Origin of the sequence: Streptomyces sp. NPDC051913, assembly GCF_044593635.1 — a bacterium.
Taxonomy (GTDB): domain Bacteria; phylum Actinomycetota; class Actinomycetes; order Streptomycetales; family Streptomycetaceae; genus Streptomyces.
Window position 1 is genome coordinate 12,239 of sequence record NZ_JBIUCI010000031.1, and the last position, 25,873, is coordinate 38,111.

At 70.0% G+C, this 25,873-nt stretch carries 22 protein-coding genes and 2 pseudogenes; 10 read left to right on the forward strand and 14 right to left on the reverse strand.

Features of this window, described 5'->3' with window-relative positions; translation table 11 throughout:
- Positions 1–1,006: 1,006 nt before the first annotated feature.
- Together ACIHIX_RS45815 and ACIHIX_RS45820 are read right to left on the reverse strand one after the other, a co-directional pair.
- Positions 1,007–1,870 carry a lytic transglycosylase domain-containing protein gene (locus ACIHIX_RS45815; protein ID WP_399966607.1) on the reverse strand — a complete coding sequence of 288 codons (864 nt, stop codon included), beginning with the start codon at positions 1,868–1,870 and terminating at the stop codon, positions 1,007–1,009.
- A gap of 111 nt (positions 1,871–1,981) precedes the next feature.
- On the reverse strand, positions 1,982–3,055 hold the full coding sequence (locus tag ACIHIX_RS45820) for an NlpC/P60 family protein (RefSeq protein WP_399966608.1): 1,074 nt from the start codon (positions 3,053–3,055) through the stop codon (positions 1,982–1,984).
- A 222-nt stretch (positions 3,056–3,277) separates the two neighbouring features.
- Between ACIHIX_RS45820 and ACIHIX_RS45825 the strand changes: the two genes are divergently transcribed.
- Both ACIHIX_RS45825 and ACIHIX_RS45830 read left to right on the forward strand, forming a co-directional pair.
- Positions 3,278–3,442: a hypothetical protein gene (locus ACIHIX_RS45825; RefSeq protein ID WP_399966609.1), complete on the forward strand. Its 165-nt coding sequence runs from the start codon at positions 3,278–3,280 to the stop codon at positions 3,440–3,442.
- Complete coding sequence (locus ACIHIX_RS45830) at positions 3,439–4,698, forward strand: DUF418 domain-containing protein (RefSeq protein WP_399966610.1); 1,260 nt, start codon at positions 3,439–3,441, stop codon at positions 4,696–4,698. Before ACIHIX_RS45825 ends, ACIHIX_RS45830 begins: the two co-directional genes overlap by 4 nt.
- 47 nt (positions 4,699–4,745) lie before the next feature.
- Here ACIHIX_RS45830 and ACIHIX_RS45835 read toward each other — a convergent pair whose 3' ends face one another.
- The 10 genes from ACIHIX_RS45835 to ACIHIX_RS45880 all read right to left on the reverse strand — a co-directional run bounded on the left by ACIHIX_RS45835 (position 4,746) and on the right by ACIHIX_RS45880 (position 14,958).
- The gene (locus ACIHIX_RS45835) at positions 4,746–5,168 is read right to left on the reverse strand and encodes a DUF4913 domain-containing protein (protein WP_399966611.1); all 423 of its coding nucleotides are present in this window, start codon (positions 5,166–5,168) and stop codon (positions 4,746–4,748) included.
- A 29-nt stretch (positions 5,169–5,197) separates the two neighbouring features.
- Positions 5,198–6,370, reverse strand: coding sequence for a hypothetical protein (locus tag ACIHIX_RS45840; RefSeq protein WP_399966612.1), 1,173 nt, complete (start codon positions 6,368–6,370; stop codon positions 5,198–5,200).
- Positions 6,371–6,483: 113 nt separating this feature from the next.
- A complete protein-coding gene (locus ACIHIX_RS45845; protein WP_399966613.1) occupies positions 6,484–8,280 on the reverse strand; it encodes a type IV secretory system conjugative DNA transfer family protein in 1,797 nt (598 codons plus the stop codon).
- On the reverse strand, positions 8,277–9,869 hold the full coding sequence (locus tag ACIHIX_RS45850) for an ATP/GTP-binding protein (RefSeq protein WP_399966614.1): 1,593 nt from the start codon (positions 9,867–9,869) through the stop codon (positions 8,277–8,279). The genes ACIHIX_RS45845 and ACIHIX_RS45850 overlap by 4 nt, the downstream gene beginning before the upstream one ends.
- Positions 9,866–11,359, reverse strand: coding sequence for an SCO6880 family protein (locus ACIHIX_RS45855; protein WP_399966615.1), 1,494 nt, complete (start codon positions 11,357–11,359; stop codon positions 9,866–9,868). Before ACIHIX_RS45855 ends, ACIHIX_RS45850 begins: the two co-directional genes overlap by 4 nt.
- Positions 11,360–11,488: 129 nt before the next feature.
- The gene (locus ACIHIX_RS45860) at positions 11,489–12,697 is read right to left on the reverse strand and encodes a hypothetical protein (protein ID WP_399966616.1); all 1,209 of its coding nucleotides are present in this window, start codon (positions 12,695–12,697) and stop codon (positions 11,489–11,491) included.
- A gap of 1 nt (position 12,698) precedes the next feature.
- Positions 12,699–13,466 carry a hypothetical protein gene (locus ACIHIX_RS45865; protein WP_399966617.1) on the reverse strand — a complete coding sequence of 256 codons (768 nt, stop codon included), beginning with the start codon at positions 13,464–13,466 and terminating at the stop codon, positions 12,699–12,701.
- A gap of 13 nt (positions 13,467–13,479) precedes the next feature.
- Complete coding sequence (locus ACIHIX_RS45870; protein ID WP_079313121.1) at positions 13,480–13,758, reverse strand: hypothetical protein; 279 nt, start codon at positions 13,756–13,758, stop codon at positions 13,480–13,482.
- A 301-nt stretch (positions 13,759–14,059) separates the two neighbouring features.
- The gene (locus ACIHIX_RS45875; protein ID WP_399966618.1) at positions 14,060–14,323 is read right to left on the reverse strand and encodes a hypothetical protein; all 264 of its coding nucleotides are present in this window, start codon (positions 14,321–14,323) and stop codon (positions 14,060–14,062) included.
- On the reverse strand, positions 14,320–14,958 hold the full coding sequence (locus tag ACIHIX_RS45880; protein ID WP_399966619.1) for a hypothetical protein: 639 nt from the start codon (positions 14,956–14,958) through the stop codon (positions 14,320–14,322). The genes ACIHIX_RS45875 and ACIHIX_RS45880 overlap by 4 nt, the downstream gene beginning before the upstream one ends.
- A 225-nt stretch (positions 14,959–15,183) precedes the next feature.
- Here ACIHIX_RS45880 and ACIHIX_RS45885 point away from each other — a divergent pair, with 225 nt between their 5' ends.
- The 3 genes from ACIHIX_RS45885 to ACIHIX_RS45895 all read left to right on the forward strand — a co-directional run bounded on the left by ACIHIX_RS45885 (position 15,184) and on the right by ACIHIX_RS45895 (position 17,759).
- Positions 15,184–15,948, forward strand: a complete 765-nt coding sequence (locus tag ACIHIX_RS45885; protein ID WP_399966620.1) for a hypothetical protein — start codon at positions 15,184–15,186, stop codon at positions 15,946–15,948.
- Positions 15,949–16,149: 201 nt separating this feature from the next.
- The gene (locus ACIHIX_RS45890; RefSeq protein WP_399966621.1) at positions 16,150–16,707 is read left to right on the forward strand and encodes a sigma-70 family RNA polymerase sigma factor; all 558 of its coding nucleotides are present in this window, start codon (positions 16,150–16,152) and stop codon (positions 16,705–16,707) included.
- A gap of 146 nt (positions 16,708–16,853) precedes the next feature.
- Entirely contained in the window at positions 16,854–17,759 is a 906-nt protein-coding gene (locus ACIHIX_RS45895) for a BTAD domain-containing putative transcriptional regulator (RefSeq protein ID WP_399966622.1), read from the forward strand.
- 183 nt (positions 17,760–17,942) lie between these two features.
- On the opposite strand, the gene ACIHIX_RS45900 is transcribed toward ACIHIX_RS45895, so the two are convergent.
- Positions 17,943–18,173: a hypothetical protein gene (locus ACIHIX_RS45900; RefSeq protein ID WP_399966623.1), complete on the reverse strand. Its 231-nt coding sequence runs from the start codon at positions 18,171–18,173 to the stop codon at positions 17,943–17,945.
- Between the two features lie 56 nt (positions 18,174–18,229).
- Between ACIHIX_RS45900 and ACIHIX_RS45905 the strand changes: the two are divergent.
- A pseudogene (locus ACIHIX_RS45905) lies at positions 18,230–18,322 on the forward strand (hypothetical protein); the annotation flags it as partial.
- Positions 18,323–18,464: 142 nt separating this feature from the next.
- Positions 18,465–18,815 (forward strand): annotated as a pseudogene (locus tag ACIHIX_RS45910) (DUF418 domain-containing protein); the annotation flags it as partial.
- 483 nt (positions 18,816–19,298) lie between these two features.
- Here the strand turns inward: ACIHIX_RS45910 and ACIHIX_RS45915 are convergent.
- The gene (locus tag ACIHIX_RS45915; RefSeq protein ID WP_399966624.1) at positions 19,299–19,706 is read right to left on the reverse strand and encodes a nuclear transport factor 2 family protein; all 408 of its coding nucleotides are present in this window, start codon (positions 19,704–19,706) and stop codon (positions 19,299–19,301) included.
- Between the two features lie 334 nt (positions 19,707–20,040).
- Between ACIHIX_RS45915 and ACIHIX_RS45920 the strand changes: the two genes are divergently transcribed.
- The 3 genes from ACIHIX_RS45920 to ACIHIX_RS45930 are packed head-to-tail and all read left to right on the forward strand — an operon-like array spanning position 20,041 to position 25,585.
- Entirely contained in the window at positions 20,041–23,136 is a 3,096-nt protein-coding gene (locus ACIHIX_RS45920; RefSeq protein WP_399966625.1) for a BTAD domain-containing putative transcriptional regulator, read from the forward strand.
- A 28-nt stretch (positions 23,137–23,164) separates the two neighbouring features.
- Positions 23,165–25,357: a hypothetical protein gene (locus ACIHIX_RS45925; RefSeq protein WP_399966626.1), complete on the forward strand. Its 2,193-nt coding sequence runs from the start codon at positions 23,165–23,167 to the stop codon at positions 25,355–25,357.
- A 48-nt stretch (positions 25,358–25,405) separates the two neighbouring features.
- Positions 25,406–25,585 (forward strand): hypothetical protein, encoded by a 180-nt coding sequence (locus ACIHIX_RS45930; protein ID WP_399966627.1) that lies wholly within the window; start codon positions 25,406–25,408, stop codon positions 25,583–25,585.
- Positions 25,586–25,873: the final 288 nt, after the last annotated feature.

Sequence of the window (25,873 nt, forward strand, 5' to 3'; positions counted from 1 at the left end):
GCGCTTCAACAGCTTGGCCCACCGCTTGGAACCGGGAAGGCTGTCCGCTCTCGTTGGCAGTGGCTGAGCAGTGGAGGCCGACTGCTGGTTCCGAGGGCTCGGCGCGCGGCTCGTGCCGGCACCTGGAGGTGCGACAAGCGCTGCCTGGTGGACCGAACTTGGCGCTCCTCGGTCGATGGATGCCGGCTGTGGCACGGGCTGACCCGCGAAGTTCCCCTGTCTGAGAGGGGCATGTCCTGCGGGTGTGGCAGCGGCCGCAGCCGCCGTCGGCGGCTGTGTCGGCACCGGCGGCGAGGAAGTGCGCTGAGCGGCAAGGTATCTCGCGTAGGCGGCGGCATCCTGGTCGATGATCCGAGCCGCTGTGGGGTGAACGGGTGCCCGAGCCGGAGCGGGCTGCCGGAGGGCTCCTGACCCGGCCTGGTTCCGCGGTGAGGATGACGGAGTGTCAGCGCCTGCCGGTCCCCGTGGACCCTTCGGACGAGCCCGCTGATCGTCGGGCCTTTCCGCAGAGGCCCCGGCACGCGCTGCGGACGGCTGAGCCTGGGCCGGCGCTCGTCGAGGGAGATTGGCTGCGTACTCGCGCAGCCTCTCGCTGTTGAGCCGAAAGCTCTGTCCTCTCAACAGGTCGGCCCGGTCCTCCGGGGTGAGTGCGTGGAGCGTCAGGTTCAGGCGGAACGTGCCTTGTTGCCCATCCGTGCCCCTGGGCACGAGGACACCCTGCTGGATGAGGTCGACGACTCCCTCGTAGGAACTGCGCTCGTCGAGCTGCTGGGCACGTGCCAGGAGAGCCTCTCCGGTGATGTTCACCTTGCTGGTATCAGGGCTCCCGTCAGGCAGCCGTGGAGCGTCCATCAACAGGATCTGCAGGGACGCGGCCAAGGCTTCTCCTGGCAGCCAGTCGCTCGCGCTGTTCGGTGGGGTGGACATCTCGGCATCCTCTCGTGGTCGGCACGCACGCCTCTCGGGGGAGACGGCGTCGCCCGGTTCGCCCCCGGGGTGCGACAGGTCAGGTGTCCCTGAGCCCCGGGCCGTCGGGCATGGTGCGTGGGGGTGGGCCGATTCCCTCCATGGAGGCGAACCAGGTCCGTACGCCTACGACATAGCTCTGCGCCTCCTCGGTGGCGGGGACGCCGTGTGCCTCGCGTACGACGTCCATGCCGACGTCGTAGGCCGCGAGGGTCAGGTCGAGGACGCTTCCGGTTGCCTCGCCGGCGTCGATCAGGCTCTGTGCCTGTTCGGCGAGTTCACACAGGTAAGCGCCCTGGGCCGCGATGGACTGCTTGGCGTCGAGGGGGTCTCCGTCCTTGTGGAGGCGCTCGAAGACGTCGGTCGGTACCTGGGAGATGCCCTTGGCACCGTTGGGTCCCACGAAGTCGGCGTCGAAGCCCGTCTCGTACTGGATCTGCGCGGCGATGGTGACGGGACCGATCACATCGCAGACCGATCCGGCGTCCTCGATGGAATCGTAGAGGTCTGCGGGGACGGTGCAGGGCTGCGAAGGGCTGTCGGAGCCGGGCGGGGTGATCTCCAGTGTGCCGAGGCCGTCGCCGAGCGCGATCTGCTGTGCCCGGGTGGCGAGTTCGTCCGAAGGGGTGTCCTGTGCGGCTTCGAAGTCCTCGCAGATGCGCTCCACCGGGGTCAGATCGTCGCTGATCCCCCCGAGGTCGGCGGGCAGCAGCCCTCGGAAGAACATGATCAGAATCACCAGCGGCATGAGGACGACACCGAGGCCGCCCACGATGAAGATCAGCGTGACGGCGAGGACGCCTCCGACCGGAATCGCCAGGCAGCCGCAGCCTCCGGCGGCGACCGCTGCCTGGACGGCGACGTTCGAGCTCTCGCCCTCCTGGCCGCCACCTGACGCCGTCACGGTGTGCTCCCCTCCCCCGCCGTCGCCAGGGCGGAACGCTGCCCGGCACGCTGGTAGTGATGTGCTGCCGTCGCCGTCGATGCGGCGCTGTGGATCGTCATGACGTGCGGGTCATTTCTTCGCCGCCCGCGCCTGCGGATCGGGGCGTACGACGCCAAGGATCTGCATCGACGCGGCGGGCGCCACGGTGATCGTCCGTCCTGGGCGTGGTGCGTGGATGATGCGTCCCGCGCCGACGTAGAGGGCGACATGGCTGGCGTCGTCGAAGTAGATGATCAGGTCCCCGGGCCGCATGTCCTTGATGGCGACGCGCTTGAGCTGTTTCCACTGTTCCTGCGAGGTGCGGGGGATGGTCACCCCGGCCGCGAGCCAGGCCTGGGAGGTCAGGCCGGAGCAGTCGAAGGAGTCCGGGCCCTCGGCACCCCACACATACGGCTTGCCGAGCTGATCCGTGGCATAGGCGACAGCCTTCTTGCCACCCGCGCTCGCCTTCGTGCCCACCCCGTCGAGGACACCTGTCTTCAGCCATGCGGCCTGCGCCTTGGCGGCGTCCTTTTTCTCCAGTGCGGCCAGGTGTTTCAGTTCGTCGGCCTCGAGTCGGGCTTCGAGTTTGCGGGCCGCGGCGATCTGCCGGGTGACCTTGTCCCGAGCCGTGTCACGGGTCTGCTGGATCTCCCGGAGGCCGTCGAGTTCCTCGGCCGCCTTCTCGGCCCTCGTCTTCAGCCGGCTCTCGGTCTCGGCCAGTGCCACCAGCTGCCGGTCGGTGCCGAGTTGGGCCTGCCGGGCCAGACCCGCGGCGTCCAGGGCGTGCTCGGGATCAGGGCTGAGGGCGAACTGCACTTCGGCGGGCATGCCGCCGCCGCGATACTGGGCGCGTGCGGCTGCCCCGACCAGGGCACGCAGCCGTACGAGCCTGGCATCGGCCCGTGCCACCTGCGCGCCGAGCACGTCCAGCTTCTTCTCCTGCGCCGCGACGTCCTCACCTGCCGCGTTGTACTCCTCGGTGGCGACTTCGGCGTCGTGGTACAGCGACTCCAGCTCGGCACGGACCTCCGCGAGGGTCTGCGGCCTGTCGGGGCGGGGCACCGCCTGGGCGAAGGGCTGCGTCGTGCCGGCCAGAAGGCAGAGCAGACCGGCCAGCACCACGGTGCGTGGCCTGTGCCTCGTCATCGGTTCGCGTCTCATACGGGGAAGGGCTCCTGGGCCGGTGCGGAGAGCCCGGTCTGCGCCGCGGGCTGCACAACACCGCACACAACGGCCAGGCCGGCAGCCGGGTTCACCCGGGGACGGATCCGCCGGGGACGGTCCTCGGCGTGAACCGCCGAGGGCTGTCCCCCGTTGTGTGCGCGATGGCGGACACCCGGGGCCCACCTGTGCTCCCGGCTCGCGGAAGGGGCATCGTCTTTTATGCCGGACGACTGGACGGTGAGCGTGTGGTGCGCGGCGGCGGGGGCCGTGTGCCTGGCCCTGGGGGTACGGGAGGCGGGGCGGCGGGTGCCGGCCCGGGCCATGGCCTGGTTCGCTGCGGCGACGATCGCCTTCGGGACGGTTGCGCTGCGGGGCGGGCGATGACCGGCGAGCGGACGGTGGGCGGCGGCCGGTCGGTGGACGGCGGGCAAGCGGTGGCCGGACGGCAGACGCGGTCGACGGCGCGTGTCGCGGAAGTCGATGTGCTGCGCGGGTTCGCCTTGTCGGGAGTGCTGTGCGTCAACGCGCTGCTGATGGCCGGTCCTTACACCGTGTACGGCGACGGCCCGACCGCGGGGACGGCCGACCACATGGCGGCCTGGCTGGTGAGTGCCTTTGTGGCGGGGAAGTTCTATCCGCTGTTCGCGTTCCTGTTCGGCTACGCCTTCGTCCAGCGGATGCGCGCCTGCCGGGCGGAGGGCGTGGTGTTCGGACCGCGCCATCTACGGCGTACGGCAACGCTGTTCACCCTGGGCCTGCTCCACGCCGTGCTGCTGTACCCCGGTGACATCCTCACCACGTACGCGGCACTCGCACTGCCGTTGTACGCCCTGCGCGAGGCCTCCGCACGGCTGGCGGTGCGCGCGGCGGCGGCGCTCGTCGCGGTGCTGTCGCTCGTGCTCCTGATGTACGGCCTGCTGACCGTGCTGGCCACCGGCCCCTCCCCCGGTCCGTTGTACGGGCCTGCGGTGGCCGACACGGTCGCGGCCTACCGGGGTGACGCCCTGTCGGTGATCGGGGCGCATGTGCATGCGCTGCCCACGGCTCTCGGCACGGATCTCCTGTACGCCCCGCAGGTGTTCGCCGCGTTTCTCACCGGGCTTGCGGCGGCCGGACTCCGGCTGCTGGAACGGTACGGTCGCGACCGGCGCCGCCTGCGCGCGATGGTACGGCGCTGTCTGCCCCTCGGTGTCGCGGGCGGGATCACGACCGCGGTCTGTACGAACGGGCCGCTGGACGTGCGGTGGTTCTACGTCGGTCAGGCGGTGGGGGTGGTCACGGGGCCGGTGCTGACGGCCGCGTACGCCTGTGGGCTGTTGCTGTGGCTGTCGCGCCCGGGTGGGGGTGGGGGCCGGAGTGCTGGTGTGCTCGCCGCGACGGGGCGGCTGTCGCTGACCCACTATCTGACGCAGTCGCTCGTGCTGGGCGCGGTGTTCACCGGTGTCGGGCTGGGGTGGTACGACCGGGTGGGGGCGGCGGGGGTGGTGGCGGGGTGTGGGGTGCTGTACGGGGTGCAGGTGGCCGTGAGTGCGCCGCTCCTTGCCCGTTTCGGGCGGGGGCCGGCCGAGGCCGTCGTGCGATGGGCTACCCGGGGAAGCCGCAAGGGGAGAAGTCGGTCGGGTGCGATGGGCGAGCGGTGAGGCGCCGGTGGGCACCTCACCGCTCTTGATCCCCCTCGGCCTCCGTCTCAGCGGAAGTCCGAGGTGGGGAAGGGCTTGTCCCGGTGGTTTCCCGGCTTGCAGCCGGCGAACGTGCCGGAGGGGTCGCGGAGTTGGGACATCGTATGGACGAGGTAGTCCCGGTGCCAGATCGCCGGGCCGGTGAGCCCGGCAGCCGGCTTCGACAGCTCGAACCAAGCCATCCACAGGCTGTAAAGCAGCCCGACCGCGTCCTTGTGCCGCCACCACTCGGGACACCAGGGGGCCTGAGAGGTGACCTCCCTTCCGTAGACCGGCAGCAAGAAATGCCCGACCCAGAGGGCCAGTCCTTGCAGGGCCTGGTCGTACTCGGCGCCGTCCATGTAGAGGATGAAGCGGACGCCCTCCTCCTCGGCCGGCGCCGGCTCCCCACCGATGTCGGCGGACTCGGCGCCTGGGGCTTGCTCACTCACGTCGGCCACCGTGCGCAGGGTTCCGGACGTCACCGGCCCGGCGGTTTCCTGGCCGCCTTCGTGGCTGCGTCTGAGGTCGAGGCCACCGGAGGAGGAGTGGTGGACCGTAGGTTGACCTCCCGTTCACGGTGCGGTGGATGAGGCACGCCAGGATGGCTCGCCGATGTGGAGGCGCCTGGCGGGCTGGCCTCAAGCGCCCGAGCACTGTCGAAGGTGTTCATCGCAATCGACGTCTGGTTCGGCGAGCCGCCGCCCATCCGGTTCGGCGAGGCGGTCTGGAAGTTCTCCAGCACCCCACGGATGGGCAGGTTCGCGTTGGCGGCGTCGGCATGCCCAACCATTGCCGACCCGATGAACGCCGCCGCGGTGGCACCGATCTTGAGGAAGCTGACAGTGCTCGCAGGCAGCGTCTCGGCCCCGTGCTCGGCAGCCGAGTTCATCGCGGCCGCGCCCATTTGCACTGCGGCACCGAACCCCATCTCAGTCGCGTTGAGAATGACTTGTCTGTTGTGCTGCCTGCGGTCCCTGTTGTCCTCGGCTGTCGGGCCGGTACTGCCATCGAACAGCTTCACGCCGTAAGTCACCGCCGCCACGGCACTGACCAGACCACCGGCGGCGGGTACCGCGGCGGCGGCGACGTTTGTGGCGTGCCCCGGGTTCTTCGTCGCCACGCCGGAGGCGATCACGCCCGCCACGTTGGCCCCGTGCATGGCGAGCTGGACCGTGTGCGCCTTGACCCACTGCCCGGCCTTGTACGTCCAGGTGGTGGCGGTAGCGGCGGGTGTCAGATCGGGAAGGTCGCCGCCCTCCCGGTTGAGACCGGCGATGACGCTCGGCTGGGCGTCCGAGTTCGCGACCGGGCTGTTTTCGTCCAGCTCCGTCGCGTGGAACTGGCCGTCCATGAGGAAGAGGGCCGCATTGGGATTGGGCGGCTCCGGAAGCGGGACGTCGGGATCGTTGTCGATGCGCAGGCTCACGTCGTCGCCATCACGGCTGACCCGAATGACGCTCGACGCGGTGCTGACGTTCGTCCCGGCGCTGACGTTCGTCCCGGCGCTGTGCGTCGACCGTGGCTGGGACACTTCGCTGCCGTGCTCGCTCCCGGGGGTGCCCGGCCGGTTCCTGTCCAGGCCTCCGCTGTTCGTGCTGTAGAGGGTCTGGGCATCGGCTGCGGTCTCGGACCGAGGCAGGGGTGTGGACATATGAGGGTTCCCTTCGGGTCGTCCGACATCGGTGTTGCCGTCTGTGCCACGGGACAACGGCTGCCGTCATGGCTGGGTTCAGAGGGGGCTGAGCAGATCCACCGCCCACCGGGTCACGCCTTGTCGAGGTTCACGGTCATCGCCTCCACAGCCGTGACCGCGCCGCCCAGCTTGGCCACCGCCCGCCGTGTGATGGCCGCCTCCTCCGCCTTCGCCGCCGTTGAGATGGCCTCGGCGTCGGCTTCCTTGAACCAGGGGCGGAGTCTGATCAGGGCTGGGCGGACGCCGGTGGCCAGGAGGAGGGCTGTGCCCTTGGGGAGGGCGCGGATCTTGTCGGGGGGCAGGACGGCTTCCTGGCGGTAGGAGTACGAGCGTGATGTGCCGTCGCGGCTGCGGGAGATGCTGGGGGTGCGGACGTCGTGCTGGCCGACGAGCGTGGAGATCTTCTGGACGAAGTCGGCGTCGTCGAGGCCGGCGCCGAGGAGTTTGACGGTGGCCGCGCTCCACAGGGCGTCCATGCCCGCCTCGCCCCACACGCGGGCGCCTTGGCGGTAACTCTGCAGCAGGGTGACGACGTTGATGCCGCGGGAGCCGAAGTGCGAGTACAGGTCGGGGAGATCGGAGATGCGGCACACGTTGGCGGCCTCGTCGAGGACCGCGGTCAGCGGCGGGTCCAGGCGGCCGCCCATGCGTTCGGCGGCGACGACTCCGGCGCGCAGGGTGGAATCGGCGAGGCCCGCGATGACGCCCGCCGCGGAGCCGCCGCCGTCTTTCGACAGCAGGTAGAGGGTGTCGCGTCCGGCGACGTGTCGGTCGGGGCGGAACTCGGGCAGGTCGGGGTCGGGGGCGACCCAGGCGAGGATCTCGGGGTCGAGGAGGCAGGAGACGGTCTGGCGGGCGGTTTCGTAGATGCCGTCGCGGGTCTCCACCGCGCCGCGGACCGTGCCCTGCAACTGCTCGGCCATGGCGTCCAGTCCGGTGTCGCGCAGCAGGTCGATGGGGGTGCGGTCGGCCGGGTCGGCGAGCCAGGCCAGGAGGTCCTGAACGGTGGCGCCGCCGCGCGCGGCGGCCAGGAACAGGGCGGTGAGGGTGTTCTGGGCGGCGGAGATCCAGAAGTCCTTCTTGGAGGCGTCGTCGTTGACGGATGCCACGAAGTGGCCGGCGAGCCGGCGGGCGCCTTCGATGGTGTGGCACTCGCCCAGCATGTTCCACCACATGCCACGGGGGGTGTGGGCGATGCCCTGGGGGTCGAAGGTCCACACGGTGCCGGCGTTCTCGCGCTGGGCGCGGGTGACGGCGTAGACGTCGGACTTGTTGGAGGTGAGGACGACGGCGCCCTGGGCGCGCAGGACGCGTGGGATGGCGATGCCGGTGGACTTTCCGGCGCGGGGTGCCATGAGGTCGAGTTCGACGTCCTCGAAGCTGCTGCGCAGTTCGGGTCCGTTCGGCATGAGGTCGCCGAGCAGGTTGCCGGTCTCGTCGGCGTCGAGGCGGTCGCGGCCCTTGAGGGTGGGGCGCAGGGAGCGGGCCCGGTCGGTGATGCCGTCGGGGCACATGCCGGCGAGTTCGCGGCGGCCCGCCAGCCCTGGCGTGGTGTCGCGGCGGCGGCGCAGGGCCGTGGCGACGACGGCCACGAGTGCGGTCAGGAGCAGCAGGGGCGCGGTCATGCCGGTGTAGACGGCCCAGGCGGGGGTGGCCGGCCAGTACGCGGCCGGGTCCGAGGTGGTCAGCCCGACCAGGGTGGACAGGGCGTAGGGAGGGTGGGTGAAGCCATGGCCGGTGAACAGGGAGGCGAGTGATCCGCCGAGCATGGCCAGGCTGAACAGGCCCAGGGCTGCGACGACGACGCCGGCCACCGCCCAGGTCAGTTCGTCGTGCGGGCCGCGTGCGCCGCTGCGGCCGGCGCTCACACCGTCTCCCCGGTCAGTCGGGGGTCGAGGGGCAGCGGGCCTTCCTGGGCGGCGCGGGCGACCTGCCGTGCGAGGTTCCTGGTGGCGGGGTCGGCCGTCTCGTTGGGGGTCCAGCGGGTGTTGGTGTTGTGCAGTTCGCGTTCGGCCTGGGTGATGGCGACCTTGATGGGGATGCCGGGGCGGCCGCCGACCTTGATGAGGAAGCGGCCGCGTCCGGGGGGCTCCTCATGCTCGGTGGTGACGCCCCAGCCGGGCGGGGAGGACCAGGACGAGACGAGTTCGATCTCGCGCCGGGACAGTCCCACGACCCGGCCGAGGTCCTCCATCTCGGTTCGGGGCAGCCCGGCGCACACCACCATGCCGGCGCGTTCGACGAAGCCGCGGGCCTTGGCCCGGTCCGCGTCGGTGCCGAGCGCCTCGGCGTCCTTGAGCGTGTGGGTGATCTTGGCGTCGCCCAGGCCGAGGGAGCGGTTGAGCCGGGTGAGGGCGTCGATGCGGTCGACGATGCCGGAGGCGGCGCGCAGCGGGCGCCACAGTTCGTCGAGGACGGTGAAGAACCAGCGCCGCGGGGCGAGTCCGGCGTCGGCCAGGGCGTGGGAGGCGGCGACGGTGCCCAGGCCGTCGGACCAGGCGGCGAGCATGGCCGCGGCGGTCAGCTGGGTGTCGGCCTCGCCGATGCCGGAGATGTCGATGCACACCGCCGGGGAGTTCGGGTCGATGCGGGTGGAGGTCTCGGAGGCGAAGGTGTCGCCGAGGGGCCCGTCGAGGATGCCGAGCAGGGAGCGGTGCAGGGGGTCGACGGCGTCGCGGTAGCGGGCGTCGTTGCCCCGGTCGAGGGTGACCGCGCGGACCCGGTCCGGTCCCTCGGTCAGGACCTGGAGCAGGTCGGGAAGGAGCGCGGTGCGGCCGGGTGCGGTGCGTTCGCGCAGGTGGTGCAGGACGGCGGAGAGCACGGACTGTTCGTGGTCGTCCATGGGACGGCCGCGCACGATGGTGATCAGCGCGGCGACCATGTTGAGGACACGGCCGTGGGTCTCGGCCCGCAGGATGTCCCCGGCCTCGCCGCCGATACGGTCGGCGGCCTGGCCCATGGCGCCGGGGTCCAGGACGTTGATGCCGCCGCGGCCGCGGCCGATGGAGATGACCTGGCCGCCCAGCGCGCGGACGGTGTCGGCGTAGTCGGGTTTGAGGTCGCCCAGGACCAGCGGGACCACTCCGGTGGCGGCCAGCCCGATGAGCATGCGGTTGACCAGGGTGGACTTGCCCAGGCCCGGCATGCCGAGCATGAACAGGGAGGGGTTGGAGATGTAGCGGGCGCGGGTGAACCAGGACAGCGGGTCGCCGCAGACGGTGGCGCCGGTGAACAGGTGCTGTCCCAGCGGGACCCCGATCATCGGGGCGCCGGAGCCGGCGGCGAACGGCCACATGCCGCAGGCCTGCACCGTGGTGGCGCGCCACATGGTGGGCGGGTCGAGGTGACCGACGCGTCCGCCGCCCGGGCCGTACCAGCCACGCGGTGGGACGAAGAGTTCCTTGGGCTGTGCGGGCGCTGGTTTGGCCTTGGCCTTCTTCTGGTTCTCCCGGCTCACAGCGCCTCCTGCAGTTCGTGCGGGATGAAGGTCTGCTCCCACGGGAGGATCCCGACGGGCAGGGTGCAGGTGAACGCGGCGGCCTGCATCCGGTCGGCGGGACGCATCTGGACCCGGGAGGCGGCGGTGAGGTTGCGGACGGCGACACCGGCGTCGGCGAGCTGCTCGGCGCTGTCGACGGTGACGGTGAGCATCAGCGAGAACTCCACGAGGCCGGCGCCCGATGCCTCCTCGGCGGCGGTCTGTTCGGCGGCGCGTACCTCGGAGGCGGCGCGGGCCTGGACCATGCCGCGCCCGGAGGTGGCCATGAACTGGGCGGCGCGCCGGTCGGCCTCGACGATGCGGGCGGCGGTGGCCGGGTCGACGGGCCGGTAGATGAGCGCGACCCGCTTGCGGCGGGTGCCGGACACGGCTTCGAGCATGCTGCGCAGCACCGAGGAGCGGACCGTGCCGCGGGGGGCGAGGGTCATCAGCCAGGTCCGTGAGACACCGGAGTCGTGCTGGTAGCTGCTGACCGTCTCGACCGCGCCGGCGGGTCCGGCGTCGTCCCATTCCAGGTGCGTGCCTCCGTGTTGGGCGCGGGCTTCGAGGACGTCGGCGGCGACCGCGGGGTCGTAGGCGACGCGCACGACTTCGGCGATGCGCTCGGCCGACAGCGGGTAGGCGGCGCCGCCGCCGGCTCCGACCAGGCCGCTGAGCAGTCCGGGGATGCGGATGGCGAGGTCGGTGACGATGTCCTCCTTCTTGCGCTTGTTCCCGCCGGGCACCCCGTAGGTGAGGGTGACGTAGGTGTGCATCTCGGAGGAGGCCGTCGGGTAGCGCTCGACGACCTCGTGCATCACGGCGCGGGCCGCCGCCGGGGCGTCGGGGTGGATGCGCGGCAGTACCTCGTTGGCGAGCCGGGTGCCGGGGTCGGGGGCGGTTTCCACGATGACGCCCGCCCCGCGCAGTCCGGGCTCGTGGGAGAGCCGGGCGAGCCATTCGCCCCACTGGGCCACCCACACGTCGACCTGCTCGGGGTCGACGAGCGAACCGCCGTCCGGGTCGCAGCCGAGGACGATGGTGTAGAGGTTGCGGGCGGGATGGTGGAGGACTCCGAAGGGACGGTCGTAGGCGTCGTGTCCCTCGCTGACGGTGACCTTGTTGAGCAGACCCGGCGGGCGGAAGCGGCCGCCGGGGCGCGGGGACAGTGGGCCGGAGACGTACAGATGCGCGCCTTTGGACTTGCGCCGCAGCCATCCGATGCGCAGGGCCATCAACTGGTAGACGTTGCGGCCGTCCTGGGTGCGGATCGCGAGGGGGATGAGGAACAGCACCACGGGGACGAGGACGACGAGGGCGGCGATGAGGGAGATCAGGGAGGCGAGGAGGGTCAGGACCAGCCCGCCGAAGACGACGACGGTGCCGACCAGTCCCAGGGGGCCCAGGCCCGGGCGCCTGGGGCGGCGCCAGTTGCCGTATGTGGGGTGTGTCGTGATGTCCGCTGTCATGGTGAGCCGGTGTCCTTGTCCTGATGGTGCGGGTGAATGGTCTTTTCACGGTGGTGAGGGGCGCCGCCGGACTCCAAGGGGGGACATGGAGCCCGGCGGCTGTCGAGGAGAACTGGCGGACGCGGCCGCTCAGTTGTTGTTGCCGTTGCCGCCGCCCGCCGCACCGGCGGCGGCGCGTCCCACGGTCTGCGCCGCTCCGACGGCTGCGCCGACCGCGGCACCGACCGGTCCGGCCGCCGCGCCCGCGGCACCCGCCGCACCGGCACCGCCCGCCGCACCGGCTCCGCCCGCGGCCCCGGCTCCGCCCGCGGCTCCGGCACCGCCGACTGCTCCGGCCCCGCCGCCGGCACCGGTCGCTCCAGCACCTCCGGGAGCACCGGCCGGACCGGGCGCACCGCCACCGCCGCCCGCGGGCTGTGCGCCGCTGGGGCTGCTGAGTTGGCTGCCGACCGAGCGGGCGCCGGAGGCCAGGGCGTTCTGGCCCTGGGAGACGGCGTAGGAGGTGACCGGGTCCCCGCCGAGGGCCGCCGTGGCCGGCACGACCAGTTTCAGCAGCGCGGGCAGGGCGATGGCGGACAGCAGCATCACGCCGATGCCGGCGATGCGTTCGTGGATCGCCTCCGGGTCCCCGGTCCCCCGGCCCGCGGTGGTCATCGCGGAGCCCGCGTAGATGACCAGCGCGACGGCCATCTTGTACGCCAGCCACGCGGTCAGCCAGCCGATGTGCTTGCGCCACCAGCTGGCGCCCCACTCGGTCATGGACGCCGCGGCGGCGAGCGGAAGCGTGCCCAGCAGCAGGATCATGACGCCCAGCCGGATGTAGAGCATGATCGTCTGTAGGATGCCGGCGATCATCAGAAGGAAGGCGAGGATCAGCAGCAGGAACGGCTCGATGTTCGCGCCGTCCTGGCAGCCGATGCTGTTGATCTGGGCTTCGGCCCCTAGCTGGAAGAGATGGTCGGCGTACCGGTCGGACAGCGACGCGCAGGCGGTGGCGACGGTGGTGGCGGCACCGGCGACGAAGATGACCCGCAGGATGCCCTTCAGTGCCGTACGTCCCGCGTCGCCGCGTTGCTGAAGTGCCATGCGGGCGGCGGCGACCAGCAGCGATCCGACGGCGAGATAGACGACCAGCCACTGTGTCTGGTCGCTGACCTGCGCGGCCGTGGTGGTGGAGGAGAACGTGGGGACGTTGGTGATGAGCGAGTCGAAGATCTCGATGGCGCCTGCGAGTACCGCGTTGGCGATCCCCTTGACGATGGTGTTGACGGGGTTGCCGAGGAACTCGAAGAAGCCGACGACGGCGTCGGCCAGCGGATTGCCGTTCGGGCATGCCATGTCAGGCCTCCCACAGGGTGTATCCGGCGGGAACCGCGCTGGTGGTCAGCCGGGAGTACAGGGCGCCGTCGTCGGCGGCGAGGACCTTCCAGTCGTCGTCCGTCCAGCGCAACCGCACCGATGTCGCCGCGTATCCCTGGGCCGTCTTGATCAGCAGCCCCACGGTGGCGGAGCGGCCCTCGTACGACAGGGTGCGGTAGCCCGCCCAGGTGGCGGTGGCCCGGGCGGCCGACTCCGCGGTGTCCTGTACGAACTCACGTTTTGCGGCGAACTTCTCCCGCCCCCGCCCGGGTACCACCTGTTCCTCGGTGGCCGAGCGCCAGTCGGGTCCGCTCATCTGTGAGCAGATGATCTGCGCGGCGAGTGCGGCGCCAACCCGGGTGCGGGCGAAACACCGCCACAGCCGGCTCTCCTGACGGGCGGGTCCTTGGGAGGCCGAGACGGGCACCCGGGTGCCGTGCACCGTGCCCCAGCGCAGATCCGCCGGCGCTGCGTCGCCGCCCTGAGCCTGGGCCTCAGCCTGGGACTGTGCCTGGGGCTGGGTCTGGGTCTGGGACTGTGCCTGGGCCTGGCAGGGGTTCACTCGTACCTCGGACGTTGCCGGGGTGCGCGGCACCGCCTGGGCGTAGCCGCCGCGTTCGGCGCCGGAGGTGAAGAACACCACCGCGGACGCCAGAGCCACCACGGCGAGGAAGGCGGCGGACGCCTGCCAGCTGCGGTGTGTCCAGTAAGGGGTGTCCGGCTTCGACGGACGTCGTGTACGTGGCATCGGTGGGTCCGGCTCACGCGAAGACGAAGGTGACCAGAGGACCGGCCGTGGCGACGAGCACGCATCCGCCCAGCACCATGGCCAGTCGGCTCATGTGTTCCGAGCTCTCTCCCCGCTTCACGGAGATCGCCATCATCGCCCCGGTGACGAGCACACCGGCCACCCCGGCGGCGGTGCCTGCCCAGGCCGCGATGCCCAGCACAGTGTTCACCTTGTCGGCGAGCGCGGGCGGGGCGTTGCGTACGGGGTCGGGAACGCCGGCCGCCAGAACGGACAGGTCGAGCAGAGTCATGAGGATCTCCGGGTGAGGATGCCGCCGGTCTCCGTCGAGCAGGGCGTACTCGGGCCCGGAGCGGCGCGGCATGGCATGGCGTGGCATGGCAGAGGGTGGCAAGAGGGGTGCAGTGCACGGTCCGTCCGGCGGTCCGCGTGCGGGCGGTGGGCTCGGACGGAGGGGTGGGACTTTCGGCCGCCGGGCCCATCCGCACGGTGGTGGAGTGCGGTGCACGAGCGGGGTGGCGGGTCAGAGGGACAGGTCGCCCAGGACGGGGTGGCGGGTCAGAGGGACAGGTCGCCCAGGACGGGGTGGCGGGTCAGAGGGACAGGTCGCCCAGGGCGGCGACGAGTGGCCCTGCGGTGGCGGCCAGAAGACAGCCGAGGGCGATGTAGAAGACGCCCCGGAAGTGTTCGCCGCCTTCACCTGGGTCGCCGCGGCGCAGTTGCAGCGACATCCTGATGCCTACGACGATGAGCCCTCCGACTCCGGCGGCGGACGCGCACCAGGCGAGGATGCCCAGCACCTGCCCGGCCTCGGGGTCGGGGTTGAAACCGGCGAGCATCCAGGAAACGCCGCTCATCTACGCCTCCGCGAGGGGATGTCCGTGCCGCTCACCACGGCGGCCAGGGACGTGAGTTGTCTCGGTGGTTCGGAACCCGGTTCGCCGACGCGCCAGGAGGGGATCCAGGGGACGCGGTGGACGGTGACGGCCGAGGTGATGACGCGCACCCGCCGTACGAGCGTCAGTGGCAGCCTGCCGGGAACGTCCGCGACCAGCACCACGCCGAGCAGGTCCAGCCCCTGGGGAGCCCTGCCCTGCCGGAGCGCGTCCAGCTGCCGGGAGACCGCCTGCAATCCGGTGAGGCTGGTGCGTCCGACGAGCAGGACACGCGAGGGTTCGCCGCGCAGGGGCTGGGGCCAGCGTGGTCCCACGTCCACCCCGCCCAGGCAGCGGACGAGGGAGGTGACGCCGGCGCCGCCGTGCGCCTGCACCCAGCCGATGGCCGTGGCCGGGGAGCCGTTCGGGCCGACCGATGTCCCGCCCGTGCGCTCCACCGGCCCGTGGCTGCGGCGCGGGGGCGGGGCGACGGGCCCGGTGCCGTGTTCCTGGCGATCGAGCGGGGGCCGGGGCTGAGGAGGAGCGTTGTTCGCCGCGGCCGACGGCGGCTGGGCGGACGCGGGCCCGCGCACCCACGCATGGGCTCCCGGTGGCATCGCTGAAGGATTTCCCACCGGGTGCCCTCTCCGAGGTCGTAACAGTGTCTACTTTCATGCTTCTTCTGTGTTTTTAGGCCGGTTTTGAACCGGATCGGATGCCGGCCCGTTGGACCGGGGGAGCGTGATGACACTCCACAACGGCCCTTTGTGCGGGGCGGTTCACCTCGCCCGCGACTTTCTCCTGCGCCGGCCCGCCGGCCACGATCCTCCGAGGACACACCCATGACACTCCCGGCCCCGGACTCCGAGGTCTTCTCCTGCGACGTGTACATCTCCGAGGAGGAACGCGCCGTCCTGAACGGTGACCTCGTGCCGGAGGCGGAGGACGTCCCGGTGCACGAGGCGGTCCTGAACCTCCTGCACGACTACGCCCGCGAGCGCGACACCGTCGTGCGGGCAGCCGTGAACGACCGGTCGAGCGGCGAGACTTTCCTGCTCGACGTCCTGCCCGACGGCTCCAGCCGGCTGTCCGTGCCGTCCGACGACCCTCTCCCGCCGACAGCCTCCCCGGCTCCCCACGACGCCACGCTCCCCCCGGCGCTGGCCGACCGTGTCACCACCATCCAACGGCAGGCACACGCCGACCAGTTGGACCAGGCCCTGCTGCTGGCCACCGCGCTACGCGAGTACCTCACCGGCAGATACGAGGCGGCACACCCCTACGCCCTGGAAGCCAGAGCCCTGGAGGCCTACCTCGCCCACCTGTGCGGCATCCCCCGCCAGGCAACGCTGCTGGCACTGGCCGTAGCCCGCGTCCGCTGCCAGCACGCCGACCCGCGGGCAGCCGATGACGTGGCGCGGGCGACAGCCGCCTGGAGCTTCCTGCAAGACGAGCAGCCGGTCCTCGCACACGGCACGGAACTGCTGAACATGTGGCAGCGGCTGGGCGATCAGGGCCTGGTCCCCAATGCCCACGCTCCTCTGGTGCGGTACGTCGGACAGCGGATGCGCACGCCGCCGCGTGCCTACGCCGCGCAGACCCCGTAGAGCCCGTAGAGCCGTAGAGCCCGTAGACCCGTAGGCCCGTAGCCCCGTAGAGCGTCACGGCATCGATCCGTCGTCACCGCATCATTCGTCACCGCGTCCATCGTCACCGCGTCCATCGGACGACCATCGGGCTGCCATCGCCAGGCAACACCTTCAGGTGCTCCACCACTTGACGCGTCCACGGCAGCTCGGGAGCACACCATGCAGCACCACGTCATCGGATCGACCGGGTCCGCGTCAGCGGAGGAAAGGGCACTGCTCGACCTCTACCAGGCTCACACCAGGGACCTTTACACCTACGTCCTGCGCTTGGTCGGCGGCGACGCCTACCGGGCGGAGGACGTCGTCCAGGAGGCTCTGCTGCGCTGCTGGGTCAAGCGCAACCTCTACGACACCGCGACCATGAACGTACGGCGGTGGTTGTTCCGCGTGGCCTGCAATCTGGTCATCGACGAATACCGCGCCCGCTCGCTGCGACCCCACGAGATCAGCAGTACGGCGACCTGGCTCAAGGACGTCGACAGCAACTGCCGTGAGATCGAACGCATGTTGGCCGCCCTGGACCTCCACGAGGCCCTGGAGGATCTCGCCCCGCTCCACCAGGAGGCGCTGCGCGCCACTTACCTGGACGAACTCACTGTGCAGCAGGCTGCTACGACCCTGGGCATACCCCCGGGGACGGTCAAGTCAAGGGTCCACTACGCCTTGCGCCATCTGCAGACCACGATGCGCGCACGCGACGAGGCGAGCGCTGCATGAAGGTCGATTCGAGTCGTCTGCAAGGTGTCGGCAAGTGACTTCCAAGAGGTCGTCAAGTACGCCTCCCAGACTGTGGGACAGCCCGGGAAGTCCGCGGCACGTGTTCTTCCGGGTGCGTTTTCTGCCCGCGATGGAGGATTTCTTCGATGAACCACCTGCGTTTCTCAGTACTGGGCCCCGTGCGCACCTGGAACAGAACTGGGGAAATCAAGCTGGGCCCACCCCAGCAGCAGGCGGTGCTGGCCACACTGATCCTTGCCGAGGGAACCCCGGTGTCCGTGAGTGCCCTGGCCGACGCCATCTGGGCCGGCTCCGCCCCCGCCACAGCCGTCGGCACGATACGCACCCATGTCTACCGGCTGCGCCGGGCACTGGAACCGGCCTGCACCTCGGCGTCGTCTGCCATCCACTCTCGGGGGGACAGCTACTCCCTGGCCACCACGGAAACCAACTGCGATCTCAAGGCGTTCAGATCCCTGACGTCGAGGGCGGAGAGGGCCCGGCGCGAAGGCTGCCTCCAGGATGTCGCCCGTCATCTGCACCACGCACTGGCACTGTGGCAGGGCGAGGCACTGCAGGGGCTCGGGGGGCCACGGGCCGACGCTCATCGGCACGTCCTTGAGCATCTCCGTCTCCAGGCCCATACCGACCGGCTCGCTGCGGAACTGGAACTCGGAAGCACCACCGCGGCAGCGGTCGACCTACAGCAACTCGTTGCGCACCACCCTTTCGACGAAGGCCTGCGGAAACTCCTCATGCTCGCCCTCTACCGGTCGGGGCGGCAGGCCGCAGGTCTGGCGGTCTACGGTGAAGTGCAACGGCTCCTGGCCCGGGAACTCGGCGTCGATCCCGGCCCTGAACTCCAGGAGATGCACCAACGTGTCCTGCGAGCCGACCCCACCCTGCTGCGCACGGCAGCAGCGGCACCCGCTGTCTCGCCCACCGGGCAGGTGCAGGCGTGCGCGGGAATCCCGTCCACAGCGCCGCGGGACAGAGCTGCTCTGGCCGTACCCCGCCGCAGCCGCTTGCGCTGCGCAGGGCTCGCCAACTGATCACCCCATACACGGCCGGCTCCGAAGATTGCCGGTTGGCCGTCCCCTGTCCCCGTCCCCGCTCCCGGCTGCGAGAACTGCGCGTTCTCCTGCGCGGAATGCTCTGACGACCCGATCGGTGGCAGGGGAGGCAGGACTCGAACCTGCGACATCCGGTTTTGGAGACCGTCGCTCGGCGAACCGTCATCGGCGGCTCCTCGGGAGATCGCGGCCTTCCGTCGTCCCCGCCCCGTAGGGGAACTGCCGGGCGTGGGCACGAAAACCGCCCACCTTCTTGGCAACACCCCTGCGACCCTCAGCGCCGAGCACCGCTTCGCACACGACGAGCTCGATCCCGCCGCCCACCGGCGAGACCTGCTCGCCCTGGCCGAGAACCTCAGCACCCAGCTGCGCGACCCCCAGCAGATCGCCCAAGGGCTCACCTGCCCATCCGATACGCCGACGCCAGCGCCACCCGCCGCAGCCGCACCCTGCCCGAACCCACCTTGCACACCACGATGCTGACCCGCACGGCCTACGAGATCTATGACCTCCTCGGCCTGCAACGCGCCCGCGTGCGGAGCATCGCGCTGCGTGCCGACGCTCTGAGACCGGCCGCTGCCGCAGCCCGGCAACTCACCCTTGACCAGCGCGACGACCGCATCCTCGCCATCGAAGCCGTCGCCGACCGTGCCCGCGCCCGTTACGGGCACAACGTGCTCTACCGCCGGGCCGCACAGCGGCACCACGTTCGACATCATCGGCAGCGTCGGTGTCGCGATCCTCGTGATCGTGGGCGCGACAGTGGCGATGGAGCGCCTGCCGCGCCTGCGGCGCCTCGCGAAGCCGGTCATCGCCGTGGGCACCATGTCCCTGACCGCCTACGTCGGCCACTTCCTCGCGCAGTCCGCGCTGTCCGTGCACGCCGGGACCAGCAGCCAGCAGTCCTGGGTGCCGCTGCTCATGTTCGTCCTCGGGGCGATCGTGTTCGCGGCGGTCTGGTCCCGTTTCTTCCATCGCGGCCCTCTGGAGTATCTGCTCAACGCGGCCACCAAGCCGGCGAAGCGCATTCGGTGAGATCCGGCCGGGGTGGGGCGTCGGCATGCTCCACCCCGGCCCGCTACTCAGAAGGAGACGGTCATGTTGAAGGTGTTTTTGGGAGGCCGGTGTCCCTCACGAAGGTCGTGCAACCGGACCAGGAGCCGTAATCCGTGCCGTGGTACGCCCGCACCCGGTGGCGCAGATGCGTGCCGGCCGGAAGGCGGAGGACGGGACCGTCAGCTTGGCCGTGGAGCCCGAGAAGACGTACAGGCGCGCTGCAGCGTGGCGAAACACCGTGTGCGCTCGGCGCTCAGCTCGATCACCGCCCCCAGCTCCTTGGAGAGCAGGTCCCCGTTCCGGGCCCACCGGCCCCGTCCGATTCGACCGTGCCGTCGGGCTGGCCGTCGAGGGAGCCCGCGTGGCGGCGGATTGCATCGACTCCTCACGGCGCACGATATCCAAGAGCAGGTGGCTGACGATCTCGATCGTCGCATTCGGCACCACGACGCCCCCACTTGGTCAGGTAGGGGCGTAGTAGTACCGGCGGCGGCTTCGCACGAGACTCTGCGCTGACAGGATGAACACGTCCGCGAACTCCACCTGACCGCACGTCCACTCCGAGGCACCAGGAGCAGAACGCAGCAGACGCCCGAGGACTACGACAGTGCCCTCTTCAGCCACCACGGTGATCAGTTCGTGTTGCGTGTGCAAAGTCGCCTGGGCGGTGTGCGCGCTTAGTACGGCGTTGCGGCCTCGCGCGGGTGGCGCTCCGGGGTGATCGAACATCACATCGTCCGTAAGCAGGGACGCATAGCCCTCGAGATCGCCGACGTCCTCGTAGTGGTACGTGAGTAACACATGTTGCACACCGGCCGATGTGGCGGCCGGACTGGCCGGAACCAATTCGGATTCATTACCGTTGATCACTGGATGACCGACTCCTCGTAGTATCCGAACCAGTGGGAGGATGGGGCTCTCGCCGTGTCATCCTTCGGTCAACCGTTAAGTCAGCGCTATCCCGGTGCTATCCAGCCGCGCAGCCATGGTCAACTTGTGTTCCGAAGATGCTCATGGCCGGGTCAGCCGCAATGGCGCACGTGCCTGAATTGACGGCCGCAGCCCGATCGGGACAGGCGATCACGGCGGGCGCCGGAAGCATTGCTGTTCATCCGGTGGCCATGCCGATCCGAGAGATACGTTTGCGTCCTACACTTCCTCCGGCAGACAAACATGTCTCCCCGTGTGTGGGATGAGGAGGGCCATGGCAACAGCGCACCTCGAGTCGCGAAGTCGGACGGGTGGTTTCGCCTTCCGGGTCCTCGGCGAACTAAAAGTGTTCGGTGACCACGGCGCAGTGACGGTCACTGCCGGCCGCCAAGAGGTCGTACTCGCGGCACTTCTGCTGGAGAGCGGCAGACTGATGAGCAGCGATCGCCTCGTGCGGCTGCTCTGGACGCAGGACCCACCCGAGACGGCTCGGACACAGGTACAGATCTGCGTCTCCAGAGTGCGCAAAACGCTGGCAGCGGCACGCGTGGAGGCCGTGATCGTGACCAGGTCGCCCGGCTACCTGCTCCAGACCAGTGACAATGCCCTGGACCTCAATGTCTTCCGCAGCTCGGTGGCGGAAGCCCGCACCATGGTCGGTGAGGGCAGGGCTGCGGAGGCTGCCGACCGACTGCGCGTCGCGGTCGGCCTGTGGCACGGGCCGTGTCTGAACGGCATCGCCAGCGAGACACTCGCCCGGGTCGCCGAGCGGATCGACGAGGAACGCCTCGCGGCGACGGAGACGTTCCTCGACCTGGAACTCGGCCTGGGACGCCACCACCAGCTGATTGCCGAGGTGGGACGGCTGGTCGACGAGAACCCTTTACGCGAACGATTCCGCGGGCAGCTGATGCTCGCTCTCTACCGTTCCGGGCGCCAGGCGGAAGCTCTGGACACCTACCGTCGGGGCCGTACCCTGCTCCAGGACGAGCTGGGCCTCGAACCCGGTCAGGATCTGCGCCATCTGGCACAGGCCATCCTGACCGACGATCCGGTCCTGCAGCTGCGCACCGAGCATGTCTCTCCTGTCCCGAAGAGGTCGGCGAACGAGAGGACCGACAAGCTCGCGGGCGCATCCCACGCCCGGGGAGCCATCGCCTCCCGAGCTGCCATGGCCCGGCAACTACCTGTAGACACCGGGGACTTCGTCGGTCAGGAAACCCATATGGCAGAGACGGAAGATGTGCTGACACAGACGCTTTCGCACCGGGCCACAGGCATCGTTGTCGTGGTGGGCCGGCCAGGGGTCGGTAAGACCACCTTCGCCACCCGAGTCGCCCACCGTCTGTCCGAGCGCCACTTCCCCGACGGTCAACTCTTCTGCCGCCTGCGCGGCAGTCGCACGGATCCCGTGGCGCCCCGGGAGGTGCTGGGACGATTCTTGCGCGCGCTGGGCCTGCCCGGTCCGGGCATCCCGGATTCTCTGGAGGAGCGTGCGGAGATCTACCGGAGCCTGCTGGCCGACCGCCGGATCCTGGTGGTCCTGGACGACGCCGCCAGCGAGGAGCAGATCGTGCCCCTGCTGCCGGGTAGTCGTTCGTGCGGGGTCCTCGTCACCAGCAGGGCCCGGCTCACCGCGTTGCCCGGAGCGCACCGCATCCTCCTGAACATCCTCGACCAGTCGCATTCGCTCGAGCTCTTCGAGAACGTCATCGGCCCGCAACGGGTGCGCGATGAACCGGAGGCCGCGCAGGCGCTGATCCGTGCCGTCGGAGGACTGCCGCTTGCCCTGCGCATCGTGGCAGCCCGGCTCGCGGCCCGCCCACACTGGTCCCTTGCCGCGATGGTGCAGCGTCTGGCGGACGAGCGTCACCGTCTCGACGAACTGGCCCACGGCGAGCTGACCGTCCGCGCCAGCCTTTCTCTCACGTACGACGGACTCGCCGACACCGACCGAAGACTGTTGCGCCTGCTCAGTCTGGCCAAGGGATCCACTTTCCCCAGTTGGATCGGCGGCGCGCTGCTCGACGACTCCTACGCCTACCCCTCCGACCTGCTGGAACCCCTGGTCGACGTCCAGATGCTCGACGCGACGGGGGTCGAGGCCGATGGCGAACTGCGTTACGGACTTCACGACCTCGTGCAGCTGTTCGCGCGCGACCGGCTGCACGCGGAGTCCAGCGAGGCCGAGCGGCTCGCCGCATTACGCCGCATGGGCGGTGCCTGGCTCTTCCTGGTCACCCGGGCGCATCGTCATGCCTTCGGCGACTACTTCCTCATCAGCGGACCGGCCGAGCGCTGGCACCTGCCGGAGAGCCACGCCCGCATGCTGCTGGCCAAGCCTGCCGAATGGCTGGAGAGCGAGCGGGAGAACCTCAGCCTGGTCGTGGAGGACCTCGCCCAGCAGGGCGAGGACGACTACGCCTGGGAGATCGCCGTCAACCTCGCCTGGTTCTACGAGGCACGCGGCTATCTGGACCACTGGGCCCGCACCCACCGCAAAGCGCTGACCGCCGTACGCCGCACGGACAATCTCCGGGGGCAAGCAGCCCTGCTGTTCTCCCTCGGTTCCCTGCACTTCAACCGTCGGCAGCTGTCCGAGGCGCGCACTTTGCTGTCATCGGCACTGGAGATCTTCCAGACCTTGGGGGCCACCCGGGAGTCGGGGCTGTGTCGGAGGGACCTTGGCACCGTGGAGCGCTTGGCGGGCGATGACGAGACTGCGCTGAGGTTCTTCGACCAGGCCGAGCACGACCTGGGCGCCGAGTGGGTGCGCAGTACGGTGCTCACGGCGCGCTCGCCGCTGCTGATCCAACGGGGCGAGCTGGAACGGGCCGAAGCGGAACTGCAGGTGGCCCTAGAGATTCAACGTGTTCGCGGGCTTGCGCGCGGCCAAGCTCGGACGCTGCAGAGGATGGGGCAGCTTTTCCTGCGTCGCGGACAGGTTCACAAGGCCCGGGAGGCTCTGGACGAGGCACTGCGCACGGTTGTCTCGGAAGGTGATGTGATCGGTGAAGGCTATCTGCTGGACGACCTCGGACGCGTGAACGAGCGGCTCGGTCTGCCCGTCGAGGCGTCGTCGCTCTTCGAGAGGTCCATAGCGGTTCGTGAACGCATGCTGGACCAGGCCGGCGCAGCGTCCACTCGGCTTGATCTGGCGGAGCTGTGGCTGCGGAACGGCGAGCACACCCGCGCGCGGGCTCTGCTGAAGAGTGCCATGGCGACGCTGGCCACACGGGGTCCGTCCGAGGACAGGGAGCGCGCCGAGCAGTTGCTGGCTTGGATCCCGACCGTCGACCCCACCGGTCCCGCCTGCGCCTCAGCTTCCGGGCCCCGAGTTCCGACCACTTCACCCTTGCTCGACCGGTGAGCCGCCTACAAGAGGTCTTCATCCGCCGATGACCCCCAGCGACGTTGCTGTGGAACGGGAGCATCCCGCTCCCGCCGATCCCGCCGTCAGACTGCGGCAAGCAGCATTCCTACGAGGGTTCGTGGGCCGGCGGGCCGAACTGCACGAGTTCCGCGAGGCGCTGGATGGCCGGCCGGACGACGTCACGGTGCTGGCCTGGTACGGGCCCGGCGGAATCGGCAAGACGATGCTGTTGCAGCGATTGTCCGTCGAGGCCGTTCGCATGGGGCGGGACGTTGTCGAGGTGGATGTCGATCTGATCGAGCCGACCACAGAGGCTTTCGCCGCCGCGGCCGTCCCGCCCGGTCCAGGACGTGTGGTCCTTCTCGTTGACGGGGCGGAACGCCTCGACCGCCTGGAAGGCTGGTTCAGGGACCGGTTCCTGTTGTCCCTGACGCCGGGGTCGCTGGTCGTCCTGGCCGGGCGTCAGCCGCCGAGCCCGCGCTGGCGCAGCGATCCGGCATGGCAGGACGGTCTCATTGTCAGGGCTCTGGAAGGCTTGGGTCGGGAGGATTCAGCACGGGTTCTCGCCGATGCGATGCCTGCTTCGGCCGTCGGCCGCAGACAGCGAATCGCCTTCTCCCACGGGCATCCCCTCGCCCTTCGTCTCCTCGGGCAGGAAAGCGGATACGGCCCCGAGGACGGCTGGTGCCCCTCTCCGCCGGCAGTTGCCGAACTGCTGCGCCGAGTGGTGGATCCGGCGCCCTCCGCCGTCCACCGGCAGGCGCTGGAGATATGTGCTCACGTCCCGGACGTCACTGAGGATCTGCTGCGCTTGTTCATGCCGGAGCAGGCGTACGACGTGTTCGACTGGCTGCGGCGCCTACCGTACGTCTCAGCTGGACGGACCGGGCTGCGCCTGCTGCCCGTGGTGGCGGAGGCCGTGGACCGGGATCTCCGCTGGCGTGCGCCCGACTTGTATTTGTCGATGCACAAGGCGCTGCGGTCCCATGTGCAGGACATGGTCCGGGATCGTCGGGAACCGGAGTCGCTGCGAGCCGCTGCCGTCTTCAACCATCTTCAGGCTCACGGTAGTTGGATGCTGGGTTACGACTGGAGCGACCGCCACGACAGCGTGTACGAGATCCCGTGTGATGCTGCGGGCATGCGGCAGGTACGCGAGCTGGCTCATACGTCCCTCGGCGAGAGCGGCCTGGCGGTCGTGGACTTCTGGCTGCACCGGCAGTCGGAGAACTTTCGTCTGTATCGGTCGGCTGATACCGGTGAGACGGTGGGGTGCCTGGCTCTGCTGCGGTTGGGCCGGTGGGACGCCGCCGAGACGGCAGTCGATCCCGTGGTTCGCGCCGTGCGCGACCACGCAGAGGCCGAAGGCGGCCTGCGGCCTGGACGAGGGGCCAACCTCATGCGCTTCGCCTTCACGCGGAAACGTTCTGCCGAGCGTTTGACTGTATTGCCCCGGATGCTTGCCCAGGTCACTCGAGAAGTTCTGAGCCAGGAGCGGCTGGACTGGACCTTCTTTGCGGTCCGGGGCGATGCCCGCCTGAACCGCCTGCTGGAGTCCGCCGACTTCCGTCGGCTGCCGGAAACCCTGTACCCCGTCGAAGAGCGGGTGACGCTCTTCGGACATGACTGGCGGGCCAGAGGTGTGTCCGAGTGGGCAGACCGTCTGGACAACCGAATGTTTCATGGTTTTCTGACACCGGACGGAACGAGCGCCCCCCGCGCGACCGTCTTCTCCAGGGCCTCCTTCGACGACGCGGTGCACGACGCCCTGCGCACCTGGCATCAGCGCGAACGTCTGGCTGACAACCCCCTGCTGCACGCCGCGTTCGTCGTGCAGAGTTCCGGCGACCCGGAGAAGATCCTGCGCGCACTGATTGTGCAGGCGGTCGAGGCCATCGGCCAGGACCCCAGGGCGAAGTGGCAGCGAGCAGCAGTCTGGGCCACCTACCTGAACGGGGAAAACACCCAGCAGGCCGTGGCCCGCGAACTCTCGGTCTCCTTCAGCACCTACCGCCGTTACCTGAAACGCGGTGTCGAGCGGGTGTGCTGGTATCTGTGGGAACACGAGATGACGCACATCGCCCGGGCCCGCACCGAGCAGGCCGGGAGCGGCTCCACGGCCGCGACCGGGCCACTCACCTGGCCAGGCAGCCCACCGCACGCCGACTATCGAAAAGGGATAGCAGCGCCAAAGGGGTGGGATAACGGCCGCCTTTAACTTCCTCTCCAGAAGCCCGCAGCAGGCCTCGGTACGGAAGGAGTGGACTTGAACAGCAACCTCGCGCAGCGGAATCGCGTCTTCATCGTCCTCGGCGGCCTAGTCCTCATCGCCCTTTGCGGCGCGGTGACAACCGCCGAGACGCCCACCCACGCCCAGCACACCGCCGTCGTCCGGGCCGAGGGGTCCGATGGGGGCTCGGTCGACACGACCGACCCCTGGAGCTGACTCACTTCAAGCTGCGCTGAGCCAGGACCACGCGACGACGCCTCTGTGGGCGACGAGTTGCCCGCACCGGGTCCGGCCCTCAGACGCACGCCATGGCACACCAGCCTGGTACGTCGAACGTGCCCGCTTTCGGCGACGACGCGGACACCGGCCTTCTCAGTCCATCGGGCCGGCGCCCGGTTGCCGAGGCGCGTGCCGCCACTCGGTCCGGAGCGCCATCACTGCCCCGACGCCCGGTCCTCGCGGCAGCCCTGCCGCCGGCGCCTTGATCGTGCGCCGGTACCGAGC

What these genes read in the sequence shown, in the direction of transcription:
- ACIHIX_RS45820 (WP_399966608.1), bottom strand. Translation starts at nt 3,055, where the DNA reads ATGAGACGCGAACCGATGACGAGGCACAGGCCACGCACCGTGGTGCTG.
- ACIHIX_RS45825 (WP_399966609.1), top strand. Translation starts at nt 3,278, where the DNA reads ATGCCGGACGACTGGACGGTGAGCGTGTGGTGCGCGGCGGCGGGGGCC.
- ACIHIX_RS45830 (WP_399966610.1), top strand. Translation starts at nt 3,439, where the DNA reads ATGACCGGCGAGCGGACGGTGGGCGGCGGCCGGTCGGTGGACGGCGGG.
- ACIHIX_RS45840 (WP_399966612.1), bottom strand. Translation starts at nt 6,370, where the DNA reads ATGTCCACACCCCTGCCTCGGTCCGAGACCGCAGCCGATGCCCAGACC.
- ACIHIX_RS45855 (WP_399966615.1), bottom strand. Translation starts at nt 11,359, where the DNA reads ATGACAGCGGACATCACGACACACCCCACATACGGCAACTGGCGCCGC.
- ACIHIX_RS45860 (WP_399966616.1), bottom strand. Translation starts at nt 12,697, where the DNA reads ATGGCATGCCCGAACGGCAATCCGCTGGCCGACGCCGTCGTCGGCTTC.
- ACIHIX_RS45865 (WP_399966617.1), bottom strand. Translation starts at nt 13,466, where the DNA reads ATGCCACGTACACGACGTCCGTCGAAGCCGGACACCCCTTACTGGACA.
- ACIHIX_RS45870 (WP_079313121.1), bottom strand. Translation starts at nt 13,758, where the DNA reads ATGACTCTGCTCGACCTGTCCGTTCTGGCGGCCGGCGTTCCCGACCCC.
- ACIHIX_RS45875 (WP_399966618.1), bottom strand. Translation starts at nt 14,323, where the DNA reads ATGAGCGGCGTTTCCTGGATGCTCGCCGGTTTCAACCCCGACCCCGAG.
- ACIHIX_RS45880 (WP_399966619.1), bottom strand. Translation starts at nt 14,958, where the DNA reads ATGCCACCGGGAGCCCATGCGTGGGTGCGCGGGCCCGCGTCCGCCCAG.
- ACIHIX_RS45885 (WP_399966620.1), top strand. Translation starts at nt 15,184, where the DNA reads ATGACACTCCCGGCCCCGGACTCCGAGGTCTTCTCCTGCGACGTGTAC.
- ACIHIX_RS45890 (WP_399966621.1), top strand. Translation starts at nt 16,150, where the DNA reads ATGCAGCACCACGTCATCGGATCGACCGGGTCCGCGTCAGCGGAGGAA.
- ACIHIX_RS45895 (WP_399966622.1), top strand. Translation starts at nt 16,854, where the DNA reads ATGAACCACCTGCGTTTCTCAGTACTGGGCCCCGTGCGCACCTGGAAC.
- ACIHIX_RS45920 (WP_399966625.1), top strand. Translation starts at nt 20,041, where the DNA reads ATGGCAACAGCGCACCTCGAGTCGCGAAGTCGGACGGGTGGTTTCGCC.
- ACIHIX_RS45925 (WP_399966626.1), top strand. Translation starts at nt 23,165, where the DNA reads ATGACCCCCAGCGACGTTGCTGTGGAACGGGAGCATCCCGCTCCCGCC.